This is a genomic window from Variovorax sp. GW822-FHT04E09 (assembly GCF_058800845.1).
Genome location: NZ_JBXAMR010000011.1, coordinates 17,065 through 39,355 on the forward strand (window position 1 = coordinate 17,065; position 22,291 = coordinate 39,355).

Annotated in this window: 17 protein-coding genes; 8 read left to right on the top strand and 9 right to left on the bottom strand. The window is 69.5% G+C overall.

The window, feature by feature from the left end; all coding sequences use genetic code 11:
* Window positions 1-65: 65 nt before the first annotated feature.
* Window positions 66-1,160: a fumarylacetoacetate hydrolase family protein gene (locus AC1RL8_RS29060; protein ID WP_492687244.1), complete on the bottom strand. Its 1,095-nt coding sequence runs from the start codon at window positions 1,158-1,160 to the stop codon at window positions 66-68.
* A gap of 118 nt (window positions 1,161-1,278) precedes the next feature.
* On the opposite strand from AC1RL8_RS29060, the gene AC1RL8_RS29065 reads away from it, so the two are divergent.
* Both AC1RL8_RS29065 and AC1RL8_RS29070 read left to right on the top strand, forming a co-directional pair.
* Window positions 1,279-2,451 (top strand): DUF3108 domain-containing protein, encoded by a 1,173-nt coding sequence (locus AC1RL8_RS29065; protein WP_492687245.1) that lies wholly within the window; start codon window positions 1,279-1,281, stop codon window positions 2,449-2,451.
* A 109-nt stretch (window positions 2,452-2,560) separates the two neighbouring features.
* Window positions 2,561-2,842 (top strand): BTH_I0359 family protein, encoded by a 282-nt coding sequence (locus AC1RL8_RS29070; RefSeq protein WP_062478455.1) that lies wholly within the window; start codon window positions 2,561-2,563, stop codon window positions 2,840-2,842.
* Between the two features lie 53 nt (window positions 2,843-2,895).
* Here the strand turns inward: AC1RL8_RS29070 and AC1RL8_RS29075 are convergent, their stop codons facing one another.
* Window positions 2,896-3,960: an AbrB family transcriptional regulator gene (locus AC1RL8_RS29075; RefSeq protein WP_492687246.1), complete on the bottom strand. Its 1,065-nt coding sequence runs from the start codon at window positions 3,958-3,960 to the stop codon at window positions 2,896-2,898.
* Window positions 3,961-4,024: 64 nt separating this feature from the next.
* On the opposite strand from AC1RL8_RS29075, the gene AC1RL8_RS29080 reads away from it, so the two are divergent.
* Window positions 4,025-4,843, top strand: coding sequence for a ChaN family lipoprotein (locus AC1RL8_RS29080; protein ID WP_492687247.1), 819 nt, complete (start codon window positions 4,025-4,027; stop codon window positions 4,841-4,843).
* On the opposite strand, the gene aptA is transcribed toward AC1RL8_RS29080, so the two are convergent.
* Window positions 4,827-6,161, bottom strand: a complete 1,335-nt coding sequence (gene aptA, locus AC1RL8_RS29085) for an omega-aminotransferase AptA (protein ID WP_070063840.1) — start codon at window positions 6,159-6,161, stop codon at window positions 4,827-4,829. The genes AC1RL8_RS29080 and aptA overlap by 17 nt on opposite strands.
* Window positions 6,162-6,231: 70 nt before the next feature.
* Between aptA and purU the strand changes: the two genes are divergently transcribed.
* Together purU and AC1RL8_RS29095 are read left to right on the top strand one after the other, a co-directional pair.
* Window positions 6,232-7,089, top strand: coding sequence for a formyltetrahydrofolate deformylase (gene purU, locus AC1RL8_RS29090; RefSeq protein WP_062478396.1), 858 nt, complete (start codon window positions 6,232-6,234; stop codon window positions 7,087-7,089).
* A 22-nt stretch (window positions 7,090-7,111) separates the two neighbouring features.
* Window positions 7,112-8,359 (top strand): S1 family peptidase, encoded by a 1,248-nt coding sequence (locus tag AC1RL8_RS29095; protein ID WP_492687248.1) that lies wholly within the window; start codon window positions 7,112-7,114, stop codon window positions 8,357-8,359.
* A 30-nt stretch (window positions 8,360-8,389) separates the two neighbouring features.
* On the opposite strand, the gene AC1RL8_RS29100 is transcribed toward AC1RL8_RS29095, so the two are convergent.
* The 4 genes from AC1RL8_RS29100 to AC1RL8_RS29115 all read right to left on the bottom strand — a co-directional run bounded on the left by AC1RL8_RS29100 (window position 8,390) and on the right by AC1RL8_RS29115 (window position 15,231).
* Window positions 8,390-8,764 (bottom strand): YXWGXW repeat-containing protein, encoded by a 375-nt coding sequence (locus AC1RL8_RS29100; RefSeq protein ID WP_070063838.1) that lies wholly within the window; start codon window positions 8,762-8,764, stop codon window positions 8,390-8,392.
* A gap of 112 nt (window positions 8,765-8,876) precedes the next feature.
* Window positions 8,877-10,211 carry a GDSL-type esterase/lipase family protein gene (locus tag AC1RL8_RS29105; protein WP_492687249.1) on the bottom strand — a complete coding sequence of 445 codons (1,335 nt, stop codon included), beginning with the start codon at window positions 10,209-10,211 and terminating at the stop codon, window positions 8,877-8,879.
* 66 nt (window positions 10,212-10,277) lie between these two features.
* Window positions 10,278-13,574, bottom strand: a complete 3,297-nt coding sequence (locus AC1RL8_RS29110) for a carboxyl transferase domain-containing protein (protein WP_492687250.1) — start codon at window positions 13,572-13,574, stop codon at window positions 10,278-10,280.
* Window positions 13,575-13,587: 13 nt separating this feature from the next.
* Window positions 13,588-15,231 carry an AMP-binding protein gene (locus AC1RL8_RS29115; RefSeq protein ID WP_492687251.1) on the bottom strand — a complete coding sequence of 548 codons (1,644 nt, stop codon included), beginning with the start codon at window positions 15,229-15,231 and terminating at the stop codon, window positions 13,588-13,590.
* A gap of 85 nt (window positions 15,232-15,316) precedes the next feature.
* Between AC1RL8_RS29115 and AC1RL8_RS29120 the strand changes: the two genes are divergently transcribed.
* The 3 genes from AC1RL8_RS29120 to AC1RL8_RS29130 all read left to right on the top strand — a co-directional run bounded on the left by AC1RL8_RS29120 (window position 15,317) and on the right by AC1RL8_RS29130 (window position 20,716).
* On the top strand, window positions 15,317-16,006 hold the full coding sequence (locus AC1RL8_RS29120; RefSeq protein WP_492687252.1) for a TetR/AcrR family transcriptional regulator: 690 nt from the start codon (window positions 15,317-15,319) through the stop codon (window positions 16,004-16,006).
* 32 nt (window positions 16,007-16,038) lie between these two features.
* The gene (locus tag AC1RL8_RS29125) at window positions 16,039-17,304 is read left to right on the top strand and encodes a branched-chain amino acid ABC transporter substrate-binding protein (RefSeq protein ID WP_095746969.1); all 1,266 of its coding nucleotides are present in this window, start codon (window positions 16,039-16,041) and stop codon (window positions 17,302-17,304) included.
* 193 nt (window positions 17,305-17,497) lie between these two features.
* Window positions 17,498-20,716, top strand: a complete 3,219-nt coding sequence (locus tag AC1RL8_RS29130; RefSeq protein WP_492687253.1) for a bifunctional cytochrome P450/NADPH--P450 reductase — start codon at window positions 17,498-17,500, stop codon at window positions 20,714-20,716.
* A gap of 75 nt (window positions 20,717-20,791) precedes the next feature.
* On the opposite strand, the gene AC1RL8_RS29135 is transcribed toward AC1RL8_RS29130, so the two are convergent.
* Entirely contained in the window at window positions 20,792-21,565 is a 774-nt protein-coding gene (locus AC1RL8_RS29135; RefSeq protein ID WP_095950078.1) for an esterase/lipase family protein, read from the bottom strand.
* Window positions 21,566-21,650: 85 nt separating this feature from the next.
* On the bottom strand, window positions 21,651-22,286 hold the full coding sequence (locus AC1RL8_RS29140) for a TetR/AcrR family transcriptional regulator (RefSeq protein WP_070063831.1): 636 nt from the start codon (window positions 22,284-22,286) through the stop codon (window positions 21,651-21,653).
* Window positions 22,287-22,291: the final 5 nt, after the last annotated feature.

The following is a 22,291-nucleotide window of genomic DNA, read 5'->3' on the forward strand; positions in this document are numbered from 1 at the left end:
CAGGGTTGGGCTTTGCGGAACGGGGGCTTCCGGCCAGCCGAACGGGGAGAAACCCCGACAGGGTCTCAGTCGCCGGCGGCGGGTGCCGGCGCGGTGCCGGTGTCGGTTCCGGCCTGCGGCTTGGTGAGCGACACCGGCGCCTCTACCGGCCGCCCCGCCGTCGACACGATCTCCTGGTCGATCGCGCCGAACAGCGAGCGCCCGTCCAGGCCCTTCATCTCGATGCGAATGGTGTCGCCGAACTTCATGAAGTCGGTGGCGGGCGCGCCGTCCTGGATGGTCTCGATGCAGCGCTTCTCGGCGATGCACGAGTAGCCCTTGGGCCATTCCATGCGGCCGTTCTTCTCGACGCCCTTGTTGCTCACGGTGCCGCTGCCCACGATGCTGCCGGCGCGCACGTTGCGGGTCTTGGCGATGTGGGCGATGAGCTGGCCGAAGTGGAAGGTCATCTCGGGGCCGGCGTCGCACAGGCCGACCTTGCGGCCGTTCCAGCTGCTTTGCAGCGCCAGGTGCACGCGCCCGTCCTGCCAGGCCTCGCCGAGCTCGTCCAGCGTGACGGCCACGGGGCTGAAGGCGGTGGCGGGCTTGCTCTGGAAGAAGCCGAAGCCCTTGGCCAGCTCGGCCGGGATGAGGTTGCGCAGGCTCACGTCGTTGGCCAGCATCACGAGGCGGATGCCGTCGAGCGCCTGGTCGGGCGTGGCGCCCATCTTCACGTCGCCGGTGATGACGGCGATCTCGGCCTCGAAGTCGATGCCCATGGCTTCGCTGGGCACGATCACGTCGTCGACCGGGCCCAGGAAGTCGTCGCTGCCGCCCTGGTACATGAGGGGGTCGGTGTAGAAGCTCTCGGGCACCTCGGCGTTGCGCGCCTGGCGCACCAGCTCGACGTGGTTCAGGTAGGCCGAGCCGTCGGCCCACTGGTAGGCGCGCGGCAGCGGCGCCATGCACTGGGCGGGGTCGAAGGGAAAGGCGTGGCGCGCGCGGCCGTGGTTGAGGGCGTCGTACAGGTCCTGCAGCTGCGGGCTCATGAAGCCCCAGTCGTCCAGCACCTGCTGCAAGCGGCTCGCGATGCCGGTGGCGTAGTGGGCGAGCGTGAGGTCGCGCGAGACGACGACCAACTGGCCGTCGCGCGAGCCGTCCTTCAGGGTGGCGAGTTTCATGGTGCGGGCGTGAGCAAGAAAAAGGGCGCGGCGCCGCGCCCACTAAACTGGTTGAACGGGCGGCAGTGTACCGAGTGGACTTCGTGAACCTCGGCGCCGCAACCCACTCCACACACCCATGTCGACGCACGTCGCGCCCCCACCGCTGTCCCTGGGCCTGCCCGGGCGCCCGTCCTGGCGCGCGCTCGCGGGGCTGACGCTGGCGGTGGCGCTGGCGCACCTGCTGCTGCTCGGGCTGGCGCCGATGGCCATCGGGCCGGAGCCCTCGCCGCTGGCCAGCAAGTTCATCACGCGCACGATCGTGATCGCGCCGCCCGCGGCGGAAGCTCCGGCTGCACCGGCCGCCGCGCCGGTCGCGGCCAAGCCGCCACCACCGGCCAAGCCCCGGCGTCCGCGCGAGGCGTCGGTGCCCCGCCCCAAGCCGGCCCCGGCGCCCGTGCCGGACGCGCCGGCCCAGACGCCTCCGCCCGAAACGCCCGACCAGACCGCGCAGGCCGCTACAGATTCAGGAGCAACCGCCCCCGAGACACCGGCCAGCGCCCCGGCCGCCGCCACGGGCACCACGGCCGGTGGCACGCAGGGCGGCACGACCACGGCCGGCAGCGGCGCCTCGGGCACCATCGCCGGCACCCAGGCGCTGCGGATTCCGGGCTCGGTCACGCTCGATTTCGAGGCCACGGGCCAGAAGGGCGCCTCGCCGCAGCGCGGCGTGTTCGGCGAGCTGGTCTGGCTGCAGGACGGCAGCCGCTACGACGGGCGGCTCACGCTCAAGGCGGTGTTCTTCACCCTGCTGAACTGGCACAGCACCGGCAAGATCGGCCCCTCGGGCCTGGAACCCGAGCGCTACTCGGAAAGCCGCAAGGCCGAGGTGGCCTCGCATTTCGCGCGCGACCAGGGGCAGATCATTTTCAGCAACAACGCCCCCTCCGTGCCCCTGCAGCCCGGCGCGCAGGACCGCATGAGCGTGATGATGCAGCTGGGCGGCCTGCTGGCGGCCAGCCCGGGGCGCTACCCGCCCGGCACCCGGATCTCGGTGCAGACGGTGGGCGTGCGCGACGGCGATGTCTGGGTCTTCGAGGTCGGCGACGAGGAACAGCTGAGCCTGCCGGCCGGCGACTTCACCACGCGCAAGCTCACCCGCACGCCGCGCAAGGATTTCGACCGGAAACTGGAGCTCTGGCTGGCGCCGCGCTACGGCTACCTGCCCGTGCGCATCCGCCAGACCGAGGCAAACGGCGATTTTGCTGACGCCCAATTGCGCAAACCCCTACCCGAAGCGCCCGCCAATTGAGGCAAAAAGACTCACATATCAACGGCGCGACGACAACTGTTCTTGAAACTGGCGCGTTGATTGCTATCTAACCCCCATGAACGCCATCGACATCCTCACAGGGCCCGCCATGAACATGCTTTACGACTCCGAGTCCTTCGTCGTCGTGCACGTGCAGCCGAACGACGGCGACGAGCCCAGCACGACGCCCAACGGCCCCGTGCTGGAACGCCACGGCTTCGAGATCGTGGACAAGCGCTCTGGCAAGGAGGTGTACCTCGACGGCTCCTGGGCCGAACTGTTCCAGCAGCAGATCGCCGCCTGGCAGCTCAACACGCCCACGCAGGAAGAGGTCGAGGACACGCTCGAAGGCTACGCCGAGCTGGCGCACACGCCGGTGCTGGTGCACTGAGCGCCCTGCCCGCCCGAACGAAAAAAGCGCCCCGCGGGGCGCTTTTTCTTTGCCTAGGCGCCCCAGCGCTCGGTCCAGCGGTACATCGGCCCCACGATCAGCAGCACCGCCACCAGCCGGCACACCTGGAAGGCCGTGACCACCGGCACGCCCAGCTGCAGCACCTTGGCCGTGATCGACATCTCGGCGATGCCGCCGGGCGAGGTGCCCAGGATCATCGTGGCCGGATGCAGCCCCGTCGCCTCGGCCAGCAGCCAGGCCGCGCCGGCGCACAGCACCAGCATGCCGACCGTGCCCAGCGCCACCGAGCCGAGCCAGCGCGGCGCCGTGTGCAGGAACTCGCGGCTGAAGCGCACGCCCAGGCTCACGGCAATCACCAGCTGCGCGGTGTTCGACAGCCAGGTCGGCACCGCCGACAGCGACTGCCCCGCGACCGTGAAGCCCATCGCCACCAGCAGCGGCCCCATGAACCACGGGTTGGTGCGGCCCAGCGCCCGCATCACGAGCCCGCCCACGCCGGTGGCCAGCACCAGCAGGGCCAGCCCGGCCGGGTTCACCTCGCGCACGCCGGGCGGGTTGATCTCCAGCCCGTGCAGCCCGCTCCACTGCATCGCGAACGGGATCGTCACGGTCACCACCATCAACCGCAGGCTGTGCGCGGCGGCCACCAGGTCGGTGCGCGCGCCGGCCGATTCGGCCAGCAGCGTCATCTCCGAAGCGCCGCCGATGGCGCCTGCGAAGTAAGTCGTGGCTCTCATGGATTTCGCCGGCACATGCGGCATGCGCGCCGCATGCACGCGGTGCAGCCAGCGCCCGAACGCCCAGCCCAGCAGCAGCGCCCAGCCGATGGCCAGCAGGATCGCCCACCACACGCCGGCCACCAGCGTCACCACCTGCGGCGTGAAATACAGGCCCAGCGCGGTGCCGATGACCCACTGTCCCAGGTTGCGCAGCGGCGTGTGGCTCGCGGTCGGCTGGCCCGCGATCGAGGCCAGCGACACCGCGAACAGCGGGCCGATCATCCAGGGCAGCGGGGTGTGCAGGGCGACACAGGCGAGTGCGGCGGCCAGCGCCAGCAGCAGCGTGGCCAGCACGCGAAGGGGAAAACGAAAGGACACGGGCAGAGAAAGCAGCGGAAAAGGACGACAGCCCGGTGCAGGGCGCCGGGCATAGTATGGCGGGATGCCTCCTCGCCCTTCCCGTGCTTCCCGGTTCCTGGCGCCCCTGGTCGCCGCCGCCCTGCTCGCCGGCTGCGCCGCGCTGTCCGCCGAAGCGCCCGTCGCGCGCCGCGTGGCGGCCCTGCTGCCGGCCGATGCGCTGCTGCTCGGCGAGCAGCACGACGCCCCCGAACACCACGTCCTCGAACGCGAGACCGTGCAGGCCCTGGCCGAACGCGGCCAGCTCGCCGCGCTGGCGCTCGAGATGGCCGAGGAAGGTCGCAGCAGCGCCCGCCTGCCCGCCACCGCGACCGACGCCCAAGTGCAGACCGCCCTCGGCTGGAACGACAAGGCCTGGCCCTGGACGCGCTACGGCCCCACGGTGATGACGGCGGTGCGCGCCGGCGCGCCGGTGGTCGGCGCCAACCTGCCGCGTGCGCGCATGAAGGACGCGATGGCCGACGTCTCGCTCGACGTGCAGCTCAACGGCGAGGCCTACGCCGCGCAGCAGGAGGCCGTGCGCGAGGGCCACTGCAAGCTGCTGCCCGAATCGCAGATCGGCCCCATGACGCGCATCCAGGTCGGACGCGACCGCGCCATGGCGCAGGCGCTGGTGAAGGCCCGGCAGCCGGGCAAGACGGTGGTGCTGATCGCCGGCGCGGGCCACGTCACCAAGGTGCTGGGCGTGCCGCAGCACCTGCCGACCGACGTGTCGGTGAAGACGGTCCACCTGCAGGCCGGCGGCCCGGCCGAGGACGACACCGACGCCTACGACGCCACCTGGCGCACGCCGGCGCTGCCGCCGGTGGACTACTGCGCGGGCGTGCTCAGGCGAACTTCCTGATCGAATCCGCCAGCGTGTTGACCAGCGTGTCGATGTGCTGCTTCTCGACGATGTAGGGCGGCGCGATCACCAGCACGTCGCCCGCGGGCCGCACCAGCGCGCCCTTGTGGAAGCAGTCGAGGAAGACCTCATACGCCCGCTTGCCCGGCGAGCCGGCGATGGGCGCGAGCTCCACGGCCGCCGCCAGGCCCAGGCTGCGGATGCCCACCACGTTCGGCAGGCCCTTGAAGGTGCTGTGGAAGGCATCGCCGAGCACCTTGCCCATCTCGCCGGCGCGGGCGAACAGGTTTTCTTCCTTGAACAGGTCGAGCGTGGCAATGGCGGCGGCGCAGGCCACCGGGTGGCCCGAGTAGGTGTAGCCGTGGAAGAACTCGACCACGTGCTCGGGCGCGTCGGTCTTCATCATCGCGTCGTAGAGCTTGTCGCGGCAGATCACGCCGCCCAGCGGAATCACGCCGTTGGTCACGCACTTGGCGAAGTTCAGCATGTCGGGCACCACGCCGAAATAGTCCGACGCGAAGTTGGTGCCCATGCGCCCGAAGCCGGTGATGACCTCGTCGAAGATCAGCAGGATGCCGTGCTTGTCGCAGATCTCGCGCAGGCGCTTCAGGTAGCCCTGCGGCGGCAGGTACCAGCCGGCCGAACCGGCCACCGGCTCCACGATGATCGCGGCCACGTTGCTCGGGTCGTGCAGCGGCAGGATGCGGGTTTCGAGTTCGACCAGTGGGTCTTCGGTCCACACCGGCTCCGCGTTGTGGATGTAGGCATGGTTCACCGGGTCGTGGATGAAGCGCATATGGTCCACGCGCGGCAGGAAGGCCGAGCCGAACACCTTGCGGTTGCCCGGAATGCCGCCCACCGACATGCCGCCGAAGCCCACGCCGTGGTAGCCCTTCTCGCGGCCGATGAACACGTTGCGGTGGCCTTCGCCGCGCGCGCGGTGGTAGGCCAGTGCCACCTTCATGGAGGTGTCGGCGGCCTCGGAGCCCGAGTTGCAGAACAGCACCTTGTTCAGGTCGCCCGGGGCCAGCGCGGCGATCATTTCGGCCGCCTTGAAGGCCTTGTCGTTGCTGACCTGGAAGGCGGTGGCGTAGTCCAGCGTGTCCAGCTGCTTCTTGATCGCCTCGTTGATCGGCTTGCGGTTGTGGCCCGCGCCCACGCACCACAGCGAGGAAATGCCGTCGACCACCTTCTTGCCGTCGTGCGTGGTGAACGTCATGCCGTCGGCCGCCACGAACACCCGCGGGTCCTTCTTGAAATGGCGGTTGGGCGTGAAGGGCAACCACTGGTTGTCCATGTTGAAGTCCTGGAAGGCCATGTCTCGCTCCTGCGGTTATGTGGGGAGGGAAAATCGCGATTCTGGCACCCCTGCCACAATCCTGCCCCTGATGACGACCACTACGCCTGCCTACATCCTGAACCTCTCCTGTCCCGACCGGACGGGCATCGTGCACGCCGTGTCGGGCTTCCTGCTCGAGCGCGGCGCCAACATCGAAGAGGCCGCCCAATACAACGACCACGGCACCGGCCTGTTCTTCATGCGTGTGCGCTTCGCCTGCGGCGACCACAGCGAAGCCGTGCTGCGCGAGGAGCTGAAGGCCTTCGCCACCGGTTTCGGCATGAGCCTGCAGCTGCACGCCGCCGCCGACCCGATGAAGACCGTGATCCTGGTCAGCAAGGAAGGCCACTGCCTGAACGACCTGCTGTTCCGCTGGAAGAGCGGCCTGCTGTCGATCGACGTGCGCGCCATCATCTCGAACCACCGCGACTTCTACCAGCTGGCCGCCAGCTACAACGTGCCCTTCCACCACATCCCGGTGACGGCCGCGACCAAGGCACAGGCCGAGGCGAAGCAGCTGGAGATCATCGAGGCCGAGGGCGCCGAACTCGTGGTGCTCGCGCGCTACATGCAGATCCTGAGCAACGACCTGTGCAAGAGCCTGGCCGGCCGCGCGATCAACATCCACCACTCGTTCCTGCCCAGCTTCAAGGGTGCCAAGCCCTACTACCAGGCGCACGACCGCGGCGTGAAGCTGATCGGCGCCACCGCCCACTACGTGACGGCCGACCTCGACGAGGGCCCGATCATCGAGCAGGACGTGGCCCGCGCCGACCACACCGACACGGTCGAAGACCTCACGGCCCGTGGCCGCGACACCGAAAGCCAGGTGCTGGCCCGCGCCGTGAAGTGGCACAGCGAGCACCGCGTGCTGCTGAACGGCCACCGCACGGTCGTGTTCCGCTAACCCACTCCATCGCCGCTCCCAGATGCGCCTGCAGCTTCCGCTTTTCGCCCTTGCTGCCGCTCTGGCAGCGCCCGCCACCTTCGCCCAGGACGCCCGCGCCGGCGGCGCCCCGCTGGCGCCCGACGCGCTGTTCGCGCGCGTCTCGCCCAGCGTCTGGGTGGTGCAGGCCAGCGACGCCCAGGGCAAGGTCCTGGCCACCGGCAGCGCGGTCGCCACCGGCCCGGGCACGGCCGTCACCAGCTGCAAGCTGCTGGCCAAGGCCAGCGCCGTGGCGCTGCGCCGCGACAACGTGAGCTACGGCGCCGTGCTGGAGCTCCCGGACGTCGAGCGCGACCTGTGCCAGCTGCGCATCGCGAACCTCGTGTCGCCGACCCTGGGCGTCGTGCCCGCGGGGGCGCTGCAGGTCGGGATGCCGCTGTACGTCATCGGATCGCCGCGCGGGCGCGAACTCACGCTCGGCATTTCCATGCTCGGCGGCGTGCGCCGCAACGCCGCGGGCGCGCTCGAGTCGCTGCAGCTGGCCACGCCGACCGAGGCGGGCCTGGCCGGTGCCGGCCTGTTCGATGCGCAGGGCCGCTTGGTGGGACTGGTCGCCGGATCGGCCCCAGCCACCCTCGCCCTGCCGGCCGCGTGGATCGCGGAACTGCCGACGCGCGGCCAGCGGGCCATCGAGCGCCTCGCCTCGCAGCCCGCGCCGGCCAGCGTGTCGCTGCAGCGCCCGAGCATGGTGGAGTACCAGCTGCACGACCGCCTCACCAACACGTACCGCAAGGTGATCTACCGCGCGGACACGGCCACCACCAGTGACGACCGCCTCAGCTTCAACAACGGGGGCTGGATCGAGAAGCCGGGCGGCGAGGTGATCGGCGTCACGACGGCCGTGGGCGGCGAGTTCGACAACGTCATGCCGCCGGGCGGCTGGGCCCGGCCGACCCTGGAACAGAACGCCGCCTGGACCACGGAATACGACGCCACCATGGGCGGCACGCGCATCAAGATGGATCTGCGCGCCAACGTGGTGGACGACGCCGCCATGCTGCCGGTCAACGGCCGCGAGATGAAGGTGGTGAAGATCGACTACCGCGGCCACACCCAGCGCTTCGCGAACGCGGGCGCCTGGAGTGGCAACCAGTACGGGACCTACCGCGCCAGCGTGTGGTTCTCGCCGGAGCTGGGCCGCGTCGTCCGCTTCGAAGTGCAGACGCGTGGCGGTGCGAGCGGCGGCGCGTTCCAGGTCAGCGAAGTGCTCGAACTGGTGAGCATCCGTTAGCCCCGGGGCGCGCCGCGCGCTCTCTATCGATCAATTGCGGTACGGGTTGTCCGGACGCCGGTCCTGGCGGTTCGGCACGCCGTCGCCGTCGCGGTCCCAACGGCCGCGGTTGTATTCCCAGCGGCCATTGTTCTCGCGCCATTCCGGCGCGCGGTAGGCATAGCCCGGGCGTGCGCGCACGTACATGCCGCGCACCCACACATGGCGACCGCCACGCCACTCATAGTGGCCCGGCGACCACACATAGCCGCGACGCGGCGGCGGCATGCGCTCGTAGCGCGGCGGGGGCGGCGGCCCCTGGATGGTGATCACCGCCTGCGCCTGCGCGGCCGTGGGAACGGTCAGGGCGCCCACCGACAGCAGCGAAGCGGCACCGATGGAAAGAGCGACTGCGAGTGTTTTCATGAGAAAGCCCCATGGTTGTTGGAGGAGCCTTCATGCTGCCGGGACCGTGTGAAGCGCCTGTAAGCGCTGCGCGAAATCTTGTGTAGAGCTGTTTCGCTGCCGCGGACGCGCTTTATTCCTGCAATTCGCGCAGGTCGATGGCCGCGGCCATGGCCGCGTGGCCGGCGCGGTTGGGATGCAGGTGGTCGCCGCTGTCGAATGTCGGATTCAGCTGACGCGGCGCGGCCGGGTCGCGCAGCACGGCATCGAAGTCGACCACGCCGTCCACGTCCTGGCGGCTGCGCACCCAGCGGTTCACGGCCTCGCGCATGGCCTCGTTGGCGTCGGTGCCGTAGATCGTGTTGCCGAAGGGCGGCACGGTGCCCAGCAGCACCTTCACGCCCTTGGCGCGCGCCTGCTTGACGAGCTGCCCCAGGCCCTCGGTGACACGCTCGGCCGTGGGCACGTCGTGCGACGGCACCTTCAGGCCGGGGATGCCCGCGAAGATGGCGCGGCCGATGTCGTTGGTGCCCAGCAGCACGATGACGTGCGTCACGCCGCTCTGGCCCAGCGCATCGCGCGCAAAGCGCGACAGGCCGTCGGGGCCGATGCCGTTCACCAGCAGCCGGTTGCCGCCGATGCCGGCGTTGATCACCGACACCGCGTGCGCGGCCTGCGGGCTGTCGCGCAGCCGCGTGGCGAGCATGTCGGGGTACGAACCGTCGCCCGACTCGCCACCGCCCGCGGTGATCGAATCGCCGAACGCAACGACGGTGCGCACGGGTCGGGTGGTGAGCACGTCGAGCCCGGTCACGATGTGGCTCATCGGCAGCGCCGTCGCCTTCGACAGCCGGGGCGACGCCACGACGTTGCCCTGGGCCAGCCAGCCCGTGTCAGTGGACAGCAGGTACATCGTGGCGAACGGTGTCGCGCGGTCGAGAAAAAGGCTCACGGCCACGGCCTGGCCCGCCGCAACGTTCAGCGCCACGCCGTCGCTCCATGCTTCCGCGCCCGGCGCCACGGTGACGGTGGCGCGGCCGCCGAAACGCAGCGTGCGCAACGAGGCCGGCGAGATGGCGTCGCCGCCCGTGCCCAGTGCCACGGTGGCCGCGGCGATGCGCAGCGGCGTCTTGCCGAAGCGGTTCGACACCCGCACGCGGATGCGCTCGCCGTCGATCGTCGGGCGCATCATCTGGCGCAAGGTCTGGCCGCGGAACACATGGTCGCCCGGTCCGCCGATGGCGGCCGTGGCGGGGTTGGCGTCCAGCTCGGCGAAGTCGAGCACCGCCACGGCCCAGCTCGCCACCCAGCGCGCTTCGGCCGGCTGTCGTGCCGCCTGCTCGACCTTCTCCGCCCACACCGCCTGCACGCCCACGAGCAACACCGCAAGGCCGAGAACGGCCATCCAGTATGCAGGGGAGAAGGCGGCGTCGCGCAGACGGACGCGCCAGCGGGCAGGAAGCTTCATGCGTGCAAAAGCGGCCCAGTGTACGGAGCCGCCTTGCCCGCGCCAGTGACGAGGTCTAACCTAAAGTTACCAAGTGTCGACGTACGCCGAGACCGCCTCGGCCGGCCGCGTCGCCGACGCCAGGCCGCGCACCAGCCAGGTGCGCGTGTCGGCCGGGTCGATCACCGCATCGATCTCCAGCGTCTGCGCCATGTGGATCGCCTCGCCGTTCGCGTACTGCTGCGCCACCAGCTGCTTGAACAGCGCGTCGCGCTCGGCGCCCTCGGGCACGGCCGCGAGTTCCTTGCGAAAGCCCAGTCGCACCGCACCTTCGAGGCCCATCGCACCGAACTCGCCGGTGGGCCAGGCCACGGTGAACACGGGCGCATCGAAGCCGCCGGCGGTCATGGCCTGCGCGCCCAGGCCGTAGCCCTTGCGCAGCACCACCGCGAAGAAAGGCACGCGCAAGTGCGAGGCCACCATGAACATGCGGCACACGTGGCGCACCTGCGCCTGCGCCTCGACCTCGGGTCCGACCATGAAGCCGGGCGTGTCGCACAACGACACGATCGGTAACCCGTGGGCATTGCACAGTTGCATGAAGCGTGCGGATTTGTCGGCCGCCTCCACGTCGATCGCGCCGCCCAGGTGGTGCGGGTTGTTCGCCATCAGGCCGACCGGCTTGCCCTCGATGCGTGCGAGCGCGGTGACGATGCCCGCGCCGAAACCCGCGCGCAATTCGAGCAGCGAGCCGGTGTCGGCCACGCCGCGCATCGCGGCGCGCACGTCGTACACGCGCAGGCGGTTCTCGGGCACCACATGGCGCAGCGTGCGCGGATCGGCGCATTGCCAGTCGGTGGTTGCCCCCTGGAAGTAAGAGAGGTACTGCTTGGCTGCAGCGACTGCTGCAGCTTCGTCTTCCACCAGGATGTCGATCACGCCGTTGCGCGACTGCACGCTGCTCGGCCCGATCTGCTCGGGCGCGAAGGTGCCCAGGCCGCCGCCTTCGATCATCGCGGGGCCGCTCATGCCGATGTTGCTGCCCTTGGTGGCAATGATCACGTCGGCGCAGCCCAGCAGCGCCGCGTTGCCCGCGAAGCAGCGCCCGTGCACGATGCCGACCACCGGCACCTTGCCCGACAGCGCCGCGAACTGGCTGAAGGTGTGGTTGTTCAGGCCCGCGACGATCGGCATGTCGGTGTCGCCCGGCCGCCCGCCTCCGCCCTCGGCGAACAGCACCACCGGCAGCTTGAGCTGGTGCGCCACCGCGAGCAGCCGGTCGGTCTTGTGGTGGTTGCGCATGCCCTGCGTGCCAGCCAGCACGGTGTAGTCGTAGGCCAGCACGGCGCAGCGCGACTTCTCGGGGCCGAACTGCTTCGCGTTGACGCTGCCCAGGCCGGTCACCATGCCGTCGGCCGGCGTGTTGGCGATGAGGTCTTCGAGCGAGCGGCGGCGCGTCTGCGCGGCGATGGCGAGCGCGCCGTACTCGATGAAGTTGCCCGGGTCGCCGGCCATGTCGCACAGGTCGGCGATGTTCTCGCGCGCGGTGCGACCGCCCTGCGCATGCCGCTTGTCGACCGCCGCCTTGCGGTTCGCATCGAGCGTGGGCGCATGGCGGTCGATGACCTTCTGCAGGTCGGGACGGATCGCATCGAGGTCGTGCGCGACGCGCGCCTGCGCCTGCACACCCTGCGCATCGACGGCCTCCAGCCGCACCAGCGACTGGCCTTCGACGAGGTAGTCGCCGGGCGCGGCCAGCAGTGCCAGCACGCGGCCGGCCACGGGCGCGTGCAGCAGGTGCTCCATCTTCATGGCCTCGAGCACGCCCAGCTGCGCGCCGGCAGGCAGCACGTCGCCCACCGCGACTTCGAACTGCACCAGCTTCGCGGGCATCGGCGCCTTGACGGTAAGGCCGTCGTCGTCTTCTTCGTCCGGCACCGGTGCGCTCGCGGCGGCGGGCGCGGTCACCTTCTTCGTGTGCTTTTCAAATGCCTTCGCGTCGGCGAGCAGGTCGCCCAGGTGTGCTTCCACGAAACGCGTGTGCACCGCCTGCGTCGCGAACTCGGGCCGCGCGGCAATGGCGCACAGCAGCGGCAGGTTGGTGGCGATGCCGTCGATGTGGCATTCGTCGAGCGCGCGCAGCGAACGGCGCAGCGCGTCCGCAAAACGCGGCGACGGCGAATGCACGATGAGCTTGGCCAAGAGCGTGTCGTAGTGCGGCGAAGGTGCGAGGCCCGCGTAGCCGTGCGTGTCGACGCGCACGCCGGGACCGGCCGGCAGGTCGAAGCGCGCGAGCGTGCCGCCCGCGGGGCGTGCGTTGCCTTGCGCATCGAGCGTCTCGGCGTTGATGCGCCACTGCACCGCGAAGCCGCGTTGCGGCGCCGTGCGGCCGGCCTCCACGCCGAGCGCGTCCAGCGTGTCGCCCGAGGCCACGGCGATCTGCAGCTGCACGAGGTCCAGCCCCGTCACGGCTTCGGTCACCGTGTGCTCGACCTGCAGGCGCGGATTCGCTTCGATGAAGACGAAAGGCATGGTGGTCGACGCGGCATCGACCAGGAATTCAAAGGTGCCGAGGCCGCGATAGCCCACGGCCTTGGCCATGCGCAGCGCGGCCTGCGTGACCTGCGCGCGCAGCGGCTCGGGCAGCGAGGGGCTGGGCGCAATCTCCACCAGCTTCTGGAAGCGGCGCTGCAGCGTGCACTCGCGCTCGCCGAGGCTGGCCACGGCGCTGCCGTCGCCGAGCACCTGCACCTCGATGTGCCGCGCATTGCGCATCAGGCGCTCGACGTACACGCCCTCGATGCCGAAGGCCGCCTTGGCTTCGGACATGCAGCGCGCGTGCGCCTCGGGCAGCTCTTCGGCGTTCAGCACCGCGCGCATGCCGCGCCCGCCGCCGCCGCCGATGGCCTTGACCATCACGCCCGCGCCCTGCGCATGCTGCTCGGCGAAGAAGGCCTGCGCCTGCGCGAGCGTCACCGCGCCGGCGCTGCCGGGCATCACGGGCACGTCGCATTGCGCGGCCAGCTCGCGGGCGCGGGCCTTGTCGCCGAACAGGCCCAGCTGCTCCGGCGTGGGGCCGATGAAGACCAGGCCCGCGTCGGCGCAGGCCTGTGCGAAGTCGGCGCGCTCGCTGAGGAAGCCGTAGCCGGGATGCACCGCATCGCAGCCTTGCGCCTTCGCCACCGCGATCAACGCGGCCACGTTGAGGTAGGCCGAAGGGCCGGTCGCGTCGAGCGCCACCGTCACGTCGGCCAGCTGCACATGCAGCGCGGCGGCATCGTCGCGCGCATGCACCGCCACGCTGGCGATGCCCAGGTCGCGCAGCGCGCGCACCAGGCGCACGGCGATCTCGCCGCGGTTGGCAATCAGAACTTTGGAAAACACGCGAGGAAGCCTTTCAGGTCTTGTCTTTGAGCAGGCGGCGCAGCACCTTGCCCGCGCCGGTGGTCGGCAATGCATCGATGAAGCTCACGGCGCGCGGCGCCTTGTAGCTCGCCATGTTCTCGCGCGCCCAGGCGACGAGCGCGTCGGCTTCGAGCGCGGCGCCGGGCTTGCGCACGATGAAGGCCTTCACGACCTCGCCCTTCTCGGGGTCAGGCTGAGCGATGACCGCCGCCTGCGCCACCGCAGGGTGCTTGATGAGGATGGTCTCGACCTCTTCGGGGAACACGCTGTAGCCCGAGACCTTGATCATTTCCTTGAAGCGGCCGATGAAGGTGAGGTAGCCGTCGGCGTCGAGCTTGCCCATGTCGCCCGTGTGCACCCAGCCGTTGCGCAGGGTGGCGGCCGTGGCCTCGGGCTTGTTCCAGTAGCCCTTGAACGAGCCGGCGCTGGTGAGCACGATCTCGCCGACCTCGCCCGTGGGCATGTCGGCTTGCGTCTCGGTATCGATGATGCGGATGGTCACGCCCGGCACCGGCACGCCCTGCGTTCCCCAGCGCGGCGCCACGTGCGGCGTGTAGGTGTCGCAGGTGTGGGTTTCGCTCAGGCCGTAGGCGGCCTCGAACGAGCTGCAGTGGTTGGCGTGCGAGCGCCACTGCGCGGCCAGCGGTTCGGTGAAGGCGATGCCGAAGCTGGTCACCGGGTTCATCTTCAGGCTCGACAGGTCGAAGCTGGCGATGTCGGGCACCTGCATGCAGGCCACGTTCATCGGCGCGATGCTGTACCACCAGCTCACTTTGTAAGCGGCAATGGCTTGCAGCACGGCGCGCGGATCGAAGCGATGCATCAGCACCGAGGCCGCGCCACTGAGCACGGGCACGTTGACGCCCATGAGCATGCCGGCGATGTGATACAGCGGCGCGATCGACAGCAGCACGTCGCCAGGCCCCACGCCGTTGCAGTCGGCCGCGGCGCGCGTCTTGAAGAGCGCGTTGCCGTAGCTGAGCATCGCGCCCTTGGGCAGGCCGGTGGTGCCCGAGGTGTAGGTCATGAGCGCGATGTCGTCCATGTCGATGGCGACGGGCTGCGGCGTGGCGCCGCTGCGCATCACGGCAAGGAAGTCTTCGCAGCCTTCGGGCACGGTGCGTTCGGCCGTGCGCTCGGCGGCCAGTTCAGCCGGCAGGTCGAGCGTGGGCTCGGCGGGCAGCAGGTCGGCGTAGTGCACCACGAACACATGCGCGAGCGCGCTTTCGGCTTGCACCTTGCGCACCAACGGCACCAGCGGCGCGGCCGCGACGATCACGCGCGCCTTCAGGTCGTTGACCTGGTAGGCCAGTTCGTGCTCCTTGTTGAGCGGCCCGCTCGGGCAGACGATGGCGCCGATCTTCTGGATGCCGAAGTGCGCCACCAGGTACTGCGGGCAGTTGTTGAGGAACAGCACCACGGGTTCGCCCTTGGCCACGCCCAGGGCCTGCAGGCGCGCGGCGAAGGCGTCGCTCGCGCGGTCGAGCTCGGCCCAGCTCAGGGCCTGGCCGTACCAGAGGCAGGCGGTGGCGTCGCCGCGCGTGCGTGCGTGGTCGCGCAGGTAGGCGTGCAGGGGCTGCTGCACGCGCGGCGGCAGCTCTTTCAGACGTGCGGGGGTGGCGGGCGTTGTCTCCATGGCGTCACTTTCTCAGGGTTATCGATAGCCGCCTGCACAGGGCCGGCGCTTGCCAATGCGGCATCGTGCACGAACAATCCTACCCATGGGTATAACTTCCGCGACACCGAACAAACCCTCTGCCACGCACACGGCACTGGCGGCACAGCCGCACCTGCCGCAGGGCACGGGCCGCCAGCGCGCGGCCACGCAGGGCACCGACCTGCAGCGCGAGCGCATCCTGCAGGCCGCGGCGCAGCTGTTTGCCGCGCAGGGCTACGCCAACACGACCATGGCGCAGATCGTGCGCGAGCTGGGCGTGACCAAGCCCTTCGTGTACTACTACTTCCGCGACAAGCAGGAGATCTTCGAAACGCTGTCGTGGCGCCCCGCGGTCGACTGCTTCACCGCGCTCGACTTCGCCGCCGCCGACCCGCGCCGCGCGAGCGAGAAGGTGATGAAAGGCATCGAGGGGCTGATCCGTGCCACCATCGCGCACCACCCGGTGGCCTTCTTCGCCTACCGCGAGCCGCAGGTGTACCGCCCCGAATACCTCGAAGCGCAGAAGAAGCTCGCACATCACTTCTATGACCTGCTGTGCCCGCTGCTCGAAGAAGCCCGGCGCGACGGCGACCTCGACTTCGACGAGACCAAGATCACCGCGCTCGCGGCCTGCAGCCTGCCGGGCTTTCTCTACAGCTGGTACCGCCCCAACGGGCGCCTCTCGCCCGACGAGGTGGTGGCGCAGCTCACCAAGCTGGCCAGCCGCGTGATCGGGCTGCGCGCGACGCACTGATTCCGTCTTTCACACACCCTCCGGAGACACCCATGAAGCTCACGCATGCGCCCCTGGCGCGGATCGCCCTTGCCTCTTTGTTTGCCATTGCCGGCACCGCGGCGCAGGCGCAGGCCCCGCAGCCGACCTACAAGATCGCCTACATCGATCCGCTGTCGGGGCCGTTCGCCAACGTGGGCGAGCTGATGCTGATGCACACGCAGTACGCCATCGAGGACATCAACGCCAAGGGCGGCGTGCTCGGCGGCATGAAGCTGCAGCTGCTGCAGTTCGACAGCAAGCTCTCGGCGCAGGAAAGCCAGAGCGCGCTGCAGGCGGCCATCGACCAGGGCGCCAAGGCGATCGTCACGGGCGGCTCGGGCTCGTCGGTGGTGACGGCGCTGGTGCTGGCGGTGGCGCGCTGGAACCAGCGCAACCCGGGCAAGGAACTGATCGTGCTGAACCACTCCTCGATCGACCCCGAGATGACCGGCAAGGGCTGCAGCTTCTGGCACTTCCAGACCGAGGCCAACACGGCGATGAAGATGAAGGCGCTGGCCAACTACATCAAGAAGACGCCGGACGTGAAGAAGGTCTACCTGCTGAACCAGGACTATGCCCACGGCAAGCAGTGGGCCAGCTACGGCCGCCAGCTGGTGGGCCTGGCGCGCCCCGACATCCAGTTCGTCGGCGAGACACTGCACCCCATCGGCCGCGTGAAGGACTTCGCGCCCTACATCGCCAACATCAAGCAAAGCGGCGCCGACTCGGTCATCACCGGCAACTGGGGCCAGGACATGACGCTGCTGCAGAAGGCCGCGGGCGACGCGGGCTACAACCTGCGCTACTTCAACCACAGCGCGGGCTCGGTGCCGGGCACCGTCACCGCCGTGTCGCAGGCCAAGACCGGGCAGCTCACCTGGGTGGCCGAATGGCACCCGGGCCAGGCCGACACGCCGAAGGTCGACGCGCTGGCCAAGGCCTACAAGGCCAAGACCGGCAAGGACTTCCTCGCACCGCGCATCGACCTCACGCCGCGCCTGCTGGCCGCTGCCATCGCCAAGGCCGGCAGCGCCGACACGGTGAAGGTGGCGCGCGCCCTCGAAGACCTGAGCTTCGACTCGGTGGTGGGCCCGGTGCGCATGCGCGGCGAAGACCACCAGCTGCTGCTGCCGCAGGTGGTGAACACCATCGCGCCGGTGGACGGCAAGGCGGTGAAGACGGGCTGGGAAGGCACCAACTACGGCTTCCGCACCGATGCGGTCTATACCGGGAACGAGCTGGCGCAAGGCACCGACTGCAAGATGGTCCGACCCTGACTGAGTTCTTTCGGGGGACCTGCCCAGGCCACTGTGAATAGCGATCACGCTGACGGCGTGATCGCCCCCTGCGCCGCGTCATTGTTTCCTAGGGAAACCCCGTCCTGCCCACCCCCTGTGCCATCGGGATACTCCGGATTCGCATCCCGGACATCCGAAGCGGGTCCATACCGAAGGCACAACAAGGTACACCATGGCAGGAAAGAACTCGCTCCATCCGATCCCCCATCCGGCGAAGAAACCCTTCGTCGGCAATCTGCTGTCCATCGGCTCCGACTCGCCGGTGCTCGACATGTGGAAGATCGCGCAGGACCTCGGCGGCATCTACTGGCTCGACATGCCGGGCATGCCGGTGATCGTGGTGTCGTCGCCCGCGCTGGTCGACGAGCTGTGCGAAGAGCCGCGCTTCGACAAGAGCACGCGCGGCGCACTGCGCCGGCTGCGCGCCGCGTCGCACGGCCTGTTCACTTCCGACACGCACGAGGAGACGTGGTCGAAGCCGCACAACATCCTCTTGGCCAACTTCAGCCAGCGCGCGATGCAGGCCTACCACCCGATGATGCTGGACATCGCGGGCCAGCTGGTCACCAAGTGGGAGCGCCTCAATTTCGATGAAGAGGTGGACGTGGTGCGCGACATGACCGCGCTCACGCTCGACACCATCGGCCTGTGCGGCTTCGGCTACCGCTTCAACTCGTTCTACCGCGAGGGCTTCCATCCTTTCGTCGATGCGATGGTGCGCACGCTGGAGACGGTGCAGAACCGGCGCGGCATTCCGCTCGAGGAGCTGATGCTCAAGAAGGAGCTGGCCCAGCAGCGCAAGGACATCCGCTGCATGCACAAGATGGTGGAAGACATCATCGAGGAGCGGCGCGCCAGCGGTGCCGACATCGCCACCAAGCCCGACCTCCTGAGCTACATGATCGCGGGCGTGGACAAGAAGAGCGGCGAGAAGCTCACCGACAAGATGATCCGCGACGAGTGCATCGAATTCCTCATCGCGGGCCACGAGACCACCAGCGGCCTGCTGTCGTTCGCCATCTACTTCCTGCTGAACAACCCCGAGGCGATGGCCAAGGCGCAGGCCGAGGTCGACAGCGTGTTCGGCGGCGACACCACGCAAAAGCCCACCTACGCGCAGGTCAACCGGTTGCAGTACGTGATGCAGGTGCTGAAGGAATCGCTGCGCCTGTACCCGACCGCGCCCGCGATCTCGATGCGCGCGAAGGAAGACACCAAGATCGGCGGCCAGTACACGATCAAGAAGAACAACATGGTCATCATGCATGCGCTCGCGCTGCACCGTGACAAGGGCATCTGGGGCGAGGACGCCGACCAGTTCAACCCCGACCACTTCAGCCGCGAGGCCGAGCGCGAGCGGCCCGTGAACGCCTTCAAGCCCTTCGGCAACGGGCAGCGCGCCTGCATCGGGCGGCAGTTCGCCCTGCAGGAGGCAGTGCTCACGCTGGGCATGATCCTGCAGCGCTTCAACCTCGTCGATCACACGGGCTACAAGCTCAAGATCAAGGAAGCGCTGACGATCAAGCCCGAGAACTTCAAGATCAAGGCGCTGCTGCGCGACCCGGCCTCGCGCCCGCGCGGCACCGTGGAGACAACGGCCACGCCCGACGCGCCGGCCAAGCCCGTCGCGCGCAAGCCGCAGGCGGCGCGCCACGGCACCTCGCTGCTGGTGCTGCAGGGCTCCAACCTCGGCACGGCCGAAGACCTGGCGCGCCAGCTGGCCGAGGCCGGAGAGTTGCGCGGCTTCTCGACCCAGCTGGCCTCGCTCGACGACTATGCCGAGCGGCTGCCGGCCAGCGGCGCGGTGGCGATCGTCTGCGCCTCGTACAACGGCGTGGCGCCCGACAACGCGGCGGAGTTCCACCGCTGGCTCGACAAGGCCGACGACTCGCTCAACGGCGTGCGCTTCAGCGTCTTCGGCTGCGGCAACACCGACTGGGCCGCCACCTACCAGGCGGTGCCGCGCCGCATCGACGAACGGCTCGAGGCGCTGGGCGCCGACCGCGTGCACGCGCGCGGCGAAGGCGATGCGCGCGAGGACATGGACGGCGCCTTCCAGGACTGGAGCGACGCGCTGTGGCCCGCGCTGGTGAAGACCTTCGACATCAAGAACGGCGCCGACACGCCGGCCGAGGCCGAGCCGCTGTACACGCTCGAAGAGCTGCCGCCGCCGCAGAAGAACGCGCTGGTCGATGCGCTGGGCGCGGTGCCGCTGCGCGTGATCGAGAACCGCGAACTGCAAAGCGCCGGCGCCAACGGCGAGGCCGGACGCTCCACGCGCCACGTCGAGCTGATGCTGCCCGAGGGCGTGAACTACGTGCCCGGCGACCACCTGAGCGTGGTGCCGCGCAACAGCCCGGCGCAGGTCGAACGCGCGATGGCGCGCTTCGGCTTCGACCGCTCGGCGCACGTGCGCCTGTCGGCCGTGCCGGGCCGCAAGGCGGCGCTGCCGGTCGACCAGGTGATCGCTGTCGATCGTTTGCTGGGCGACTACGTCGAGCTGCAGGACGTGGCCACGCGCAAGCAGATCGCCACGCTCGCGGCGCACACCGAGTGCCCGTTCACCAAGCCGAAGCTGCAGGCGCTGTCGGGCAGCGACGAGGCCTCGCAGGCCGCGTACAAGGCCGAGGTGCTGCACAAGCGCAAGTCGCTGCTGGAGCTGCTCGAAGAGCACCGCGCCTGCCAGGTGCCGTTCGCGGTGTTCCTGGAAATGCTGTCGCCGCTGTCGCCGCGCTACTACTCGATCTCCTCGTCGCCGACGATGACGCCGGGGCGCTGCAGCGTGACGGTGGGCGTGGTGAGCGCGCCCGCGCTGTCGGGCAACGGCACCTTCGAGGGCGTGTGCTCCAACTTCCTGGCGCGCGCCGAGGCCGGCGACACGGTGCACGGCGTGATCCGCGAGACCACGGCCGAGGGCTTCCGCCTGCCGGAAGACGCCAACCGGCCGCTCATCATGATCGGCCCGGGCACCGGCCTGGCGCCGTTCCGCGGCTTCCTGCAGGCGCGCGCCGCGCAGGTCGAACGCGGCGAGGCGCTGGGCGAGGCGATGCTGTTCTTCGGCTGCCGCCATCCCGAGCAGGACTTCATCTACGCCGAGGAGCTGCAGGCCTGGTCGCACCGCGGCCTGATGAAGCTGCACACGGCCTTCTCGCGCGCCGGCGACCGCAAGGTCTACGTGCAGGACCTGATCCGCGAACAGGGCGCGGCCGTGTGGAAGCTGCTCGAAGCCGGCGCCGTCGTGTATGTGTGCGGCGACGGCTCGCGCATGGAGCCCGACGTGCGGCGCACGCTCAGCGACCTCGCGCGCGAGCATGGGCAGGACAGCGCGGCGTGGATGGACCAGATGATTGCCGAGCAGCGCTATGTGCTCGACGTGTGGGCCGGGGCCTGAAGAACCAAGCCTGGAGCCTCAAAGAAGAAGACCGGCATTCGCCGGTCTTTTTTCTTGGGGAGCGCGCGCCTCAGTTCAGACGTTGCGATCCGGGTCCGGGTACACCAGCGGCCCGAGCATGCCGCGGTTGAACGGCTTCCATTCGCCCTCGGGCTGCGCCAGCCGGTCGGCCACCGCATAGAGCACGGCCGGGTGCGCGCCGAGCCCCAGGTGGCTCGCCACCACCTCGATGTTCTCGGACTGCGGGCCGGTCTTCTCGAGGCTGCAGCGCCATGCGACGACGCCGTCGGTGCGGCTGAAGATCGAGGTCGTGGGCACGGGCGGCGTGGGTTCGACGAACTTCATGCGGCGCGGGTCGTGCGAGCTCTGGCCGCTCACGCCTTCGTACACGCGCCAGGCGTTGGTGGCGCGCGGACTGCCCGAGAACGGGCTGCCCAGCGTGATGACGTTGCGGATGAGGTCCTTCTGCGCCGAGGCCAAGAGCCGCGCGTAGACGCCGCCCAGGCTCCAGCCGATCACGCTGACCTTCTGCCCGCTTTTGTCGGCCAGGGTCTTGAGCAGGTCGACCATGCCGTCCTCGACGCCGGCGCGCGGGCCCAGGTTGCGGCCCTGGCCCCAGCCGTGGGCGTCGTAGCCGCGGCTGCACAGGTAGCGGCGCAGCAGCAGCGTGGACACGTCGCTGGCCACCAGGCCCGGCAGCACGAGCACGGGGTGCCCGTCGCCGCGCGGCGCGAGCTGCAGCAGCGGCCACATGGCGAGGCCGGCGCCGGTTTCCCAGAGGGCGCGCGCTTCGGCCAGCAAGAGCAGGCGCGACGGCGGTGCGATGGGTTCGTGGGTGGCGGTGGTCATGATGGCGGCTTCCTTTCTGTTTCTTTCTTCTGTAGGACGACGATGGGGGTGCGAAGTTGCATTCCCCGTCAGACGACGACTTCATTTATCCGAGGTATTTGCCCCTCAGGTAATCAAGATAAGCCCTCGATTCGCTGGAAACATACGGAGAAACCAGCGTGAGTGTGTAGAAAGCCGCCAAACCGGGGTCGGCCTGCGCCAGGGCGTCGCGTCCCGGCACCAGCCGTTCGAACGAGAGCCAGCAGGTGGTGGTGAAGACCATCTGCAGCGCCAGGATGCGCGCCTGCTCGGCGCTGGTCTCGATCACGCCCGAGGCCACCAGCCCTTCGCACAGCGTCTGGGCCGCCAGCAGGTTCTGCGCGGTCATGGCCTGGGCGCGCTGTCCCAGGGCCGGGTACTCGCTGGCCAGGAAGGCCATGTCGCGGTAGATGAAGCGGTATTCGTCGATGGCCTCGAAGCGCAGGTGCAGTGCGAGCCACAGGTCGTCGATGGCGGCAATGGACGCCGACGAGCCGTTGAGCACCTCGAGCCGCTGCTCGAAGCGCCGGAACAGCCATTCGACGATCAGCTGCTTGGCCTTGAAGTGGTAATGCAGGTTGCCCGGGCTCATGCCGAGCTCGGCCGCGATCTTGTGCGTGGACACGGCCGGAAGACCTTCCGCGTTGAACAGCGCAAGGCTGGTCTGCAGGATGCGATCGCGCGTGGTGTTGGAGCTGGCCACAAGCG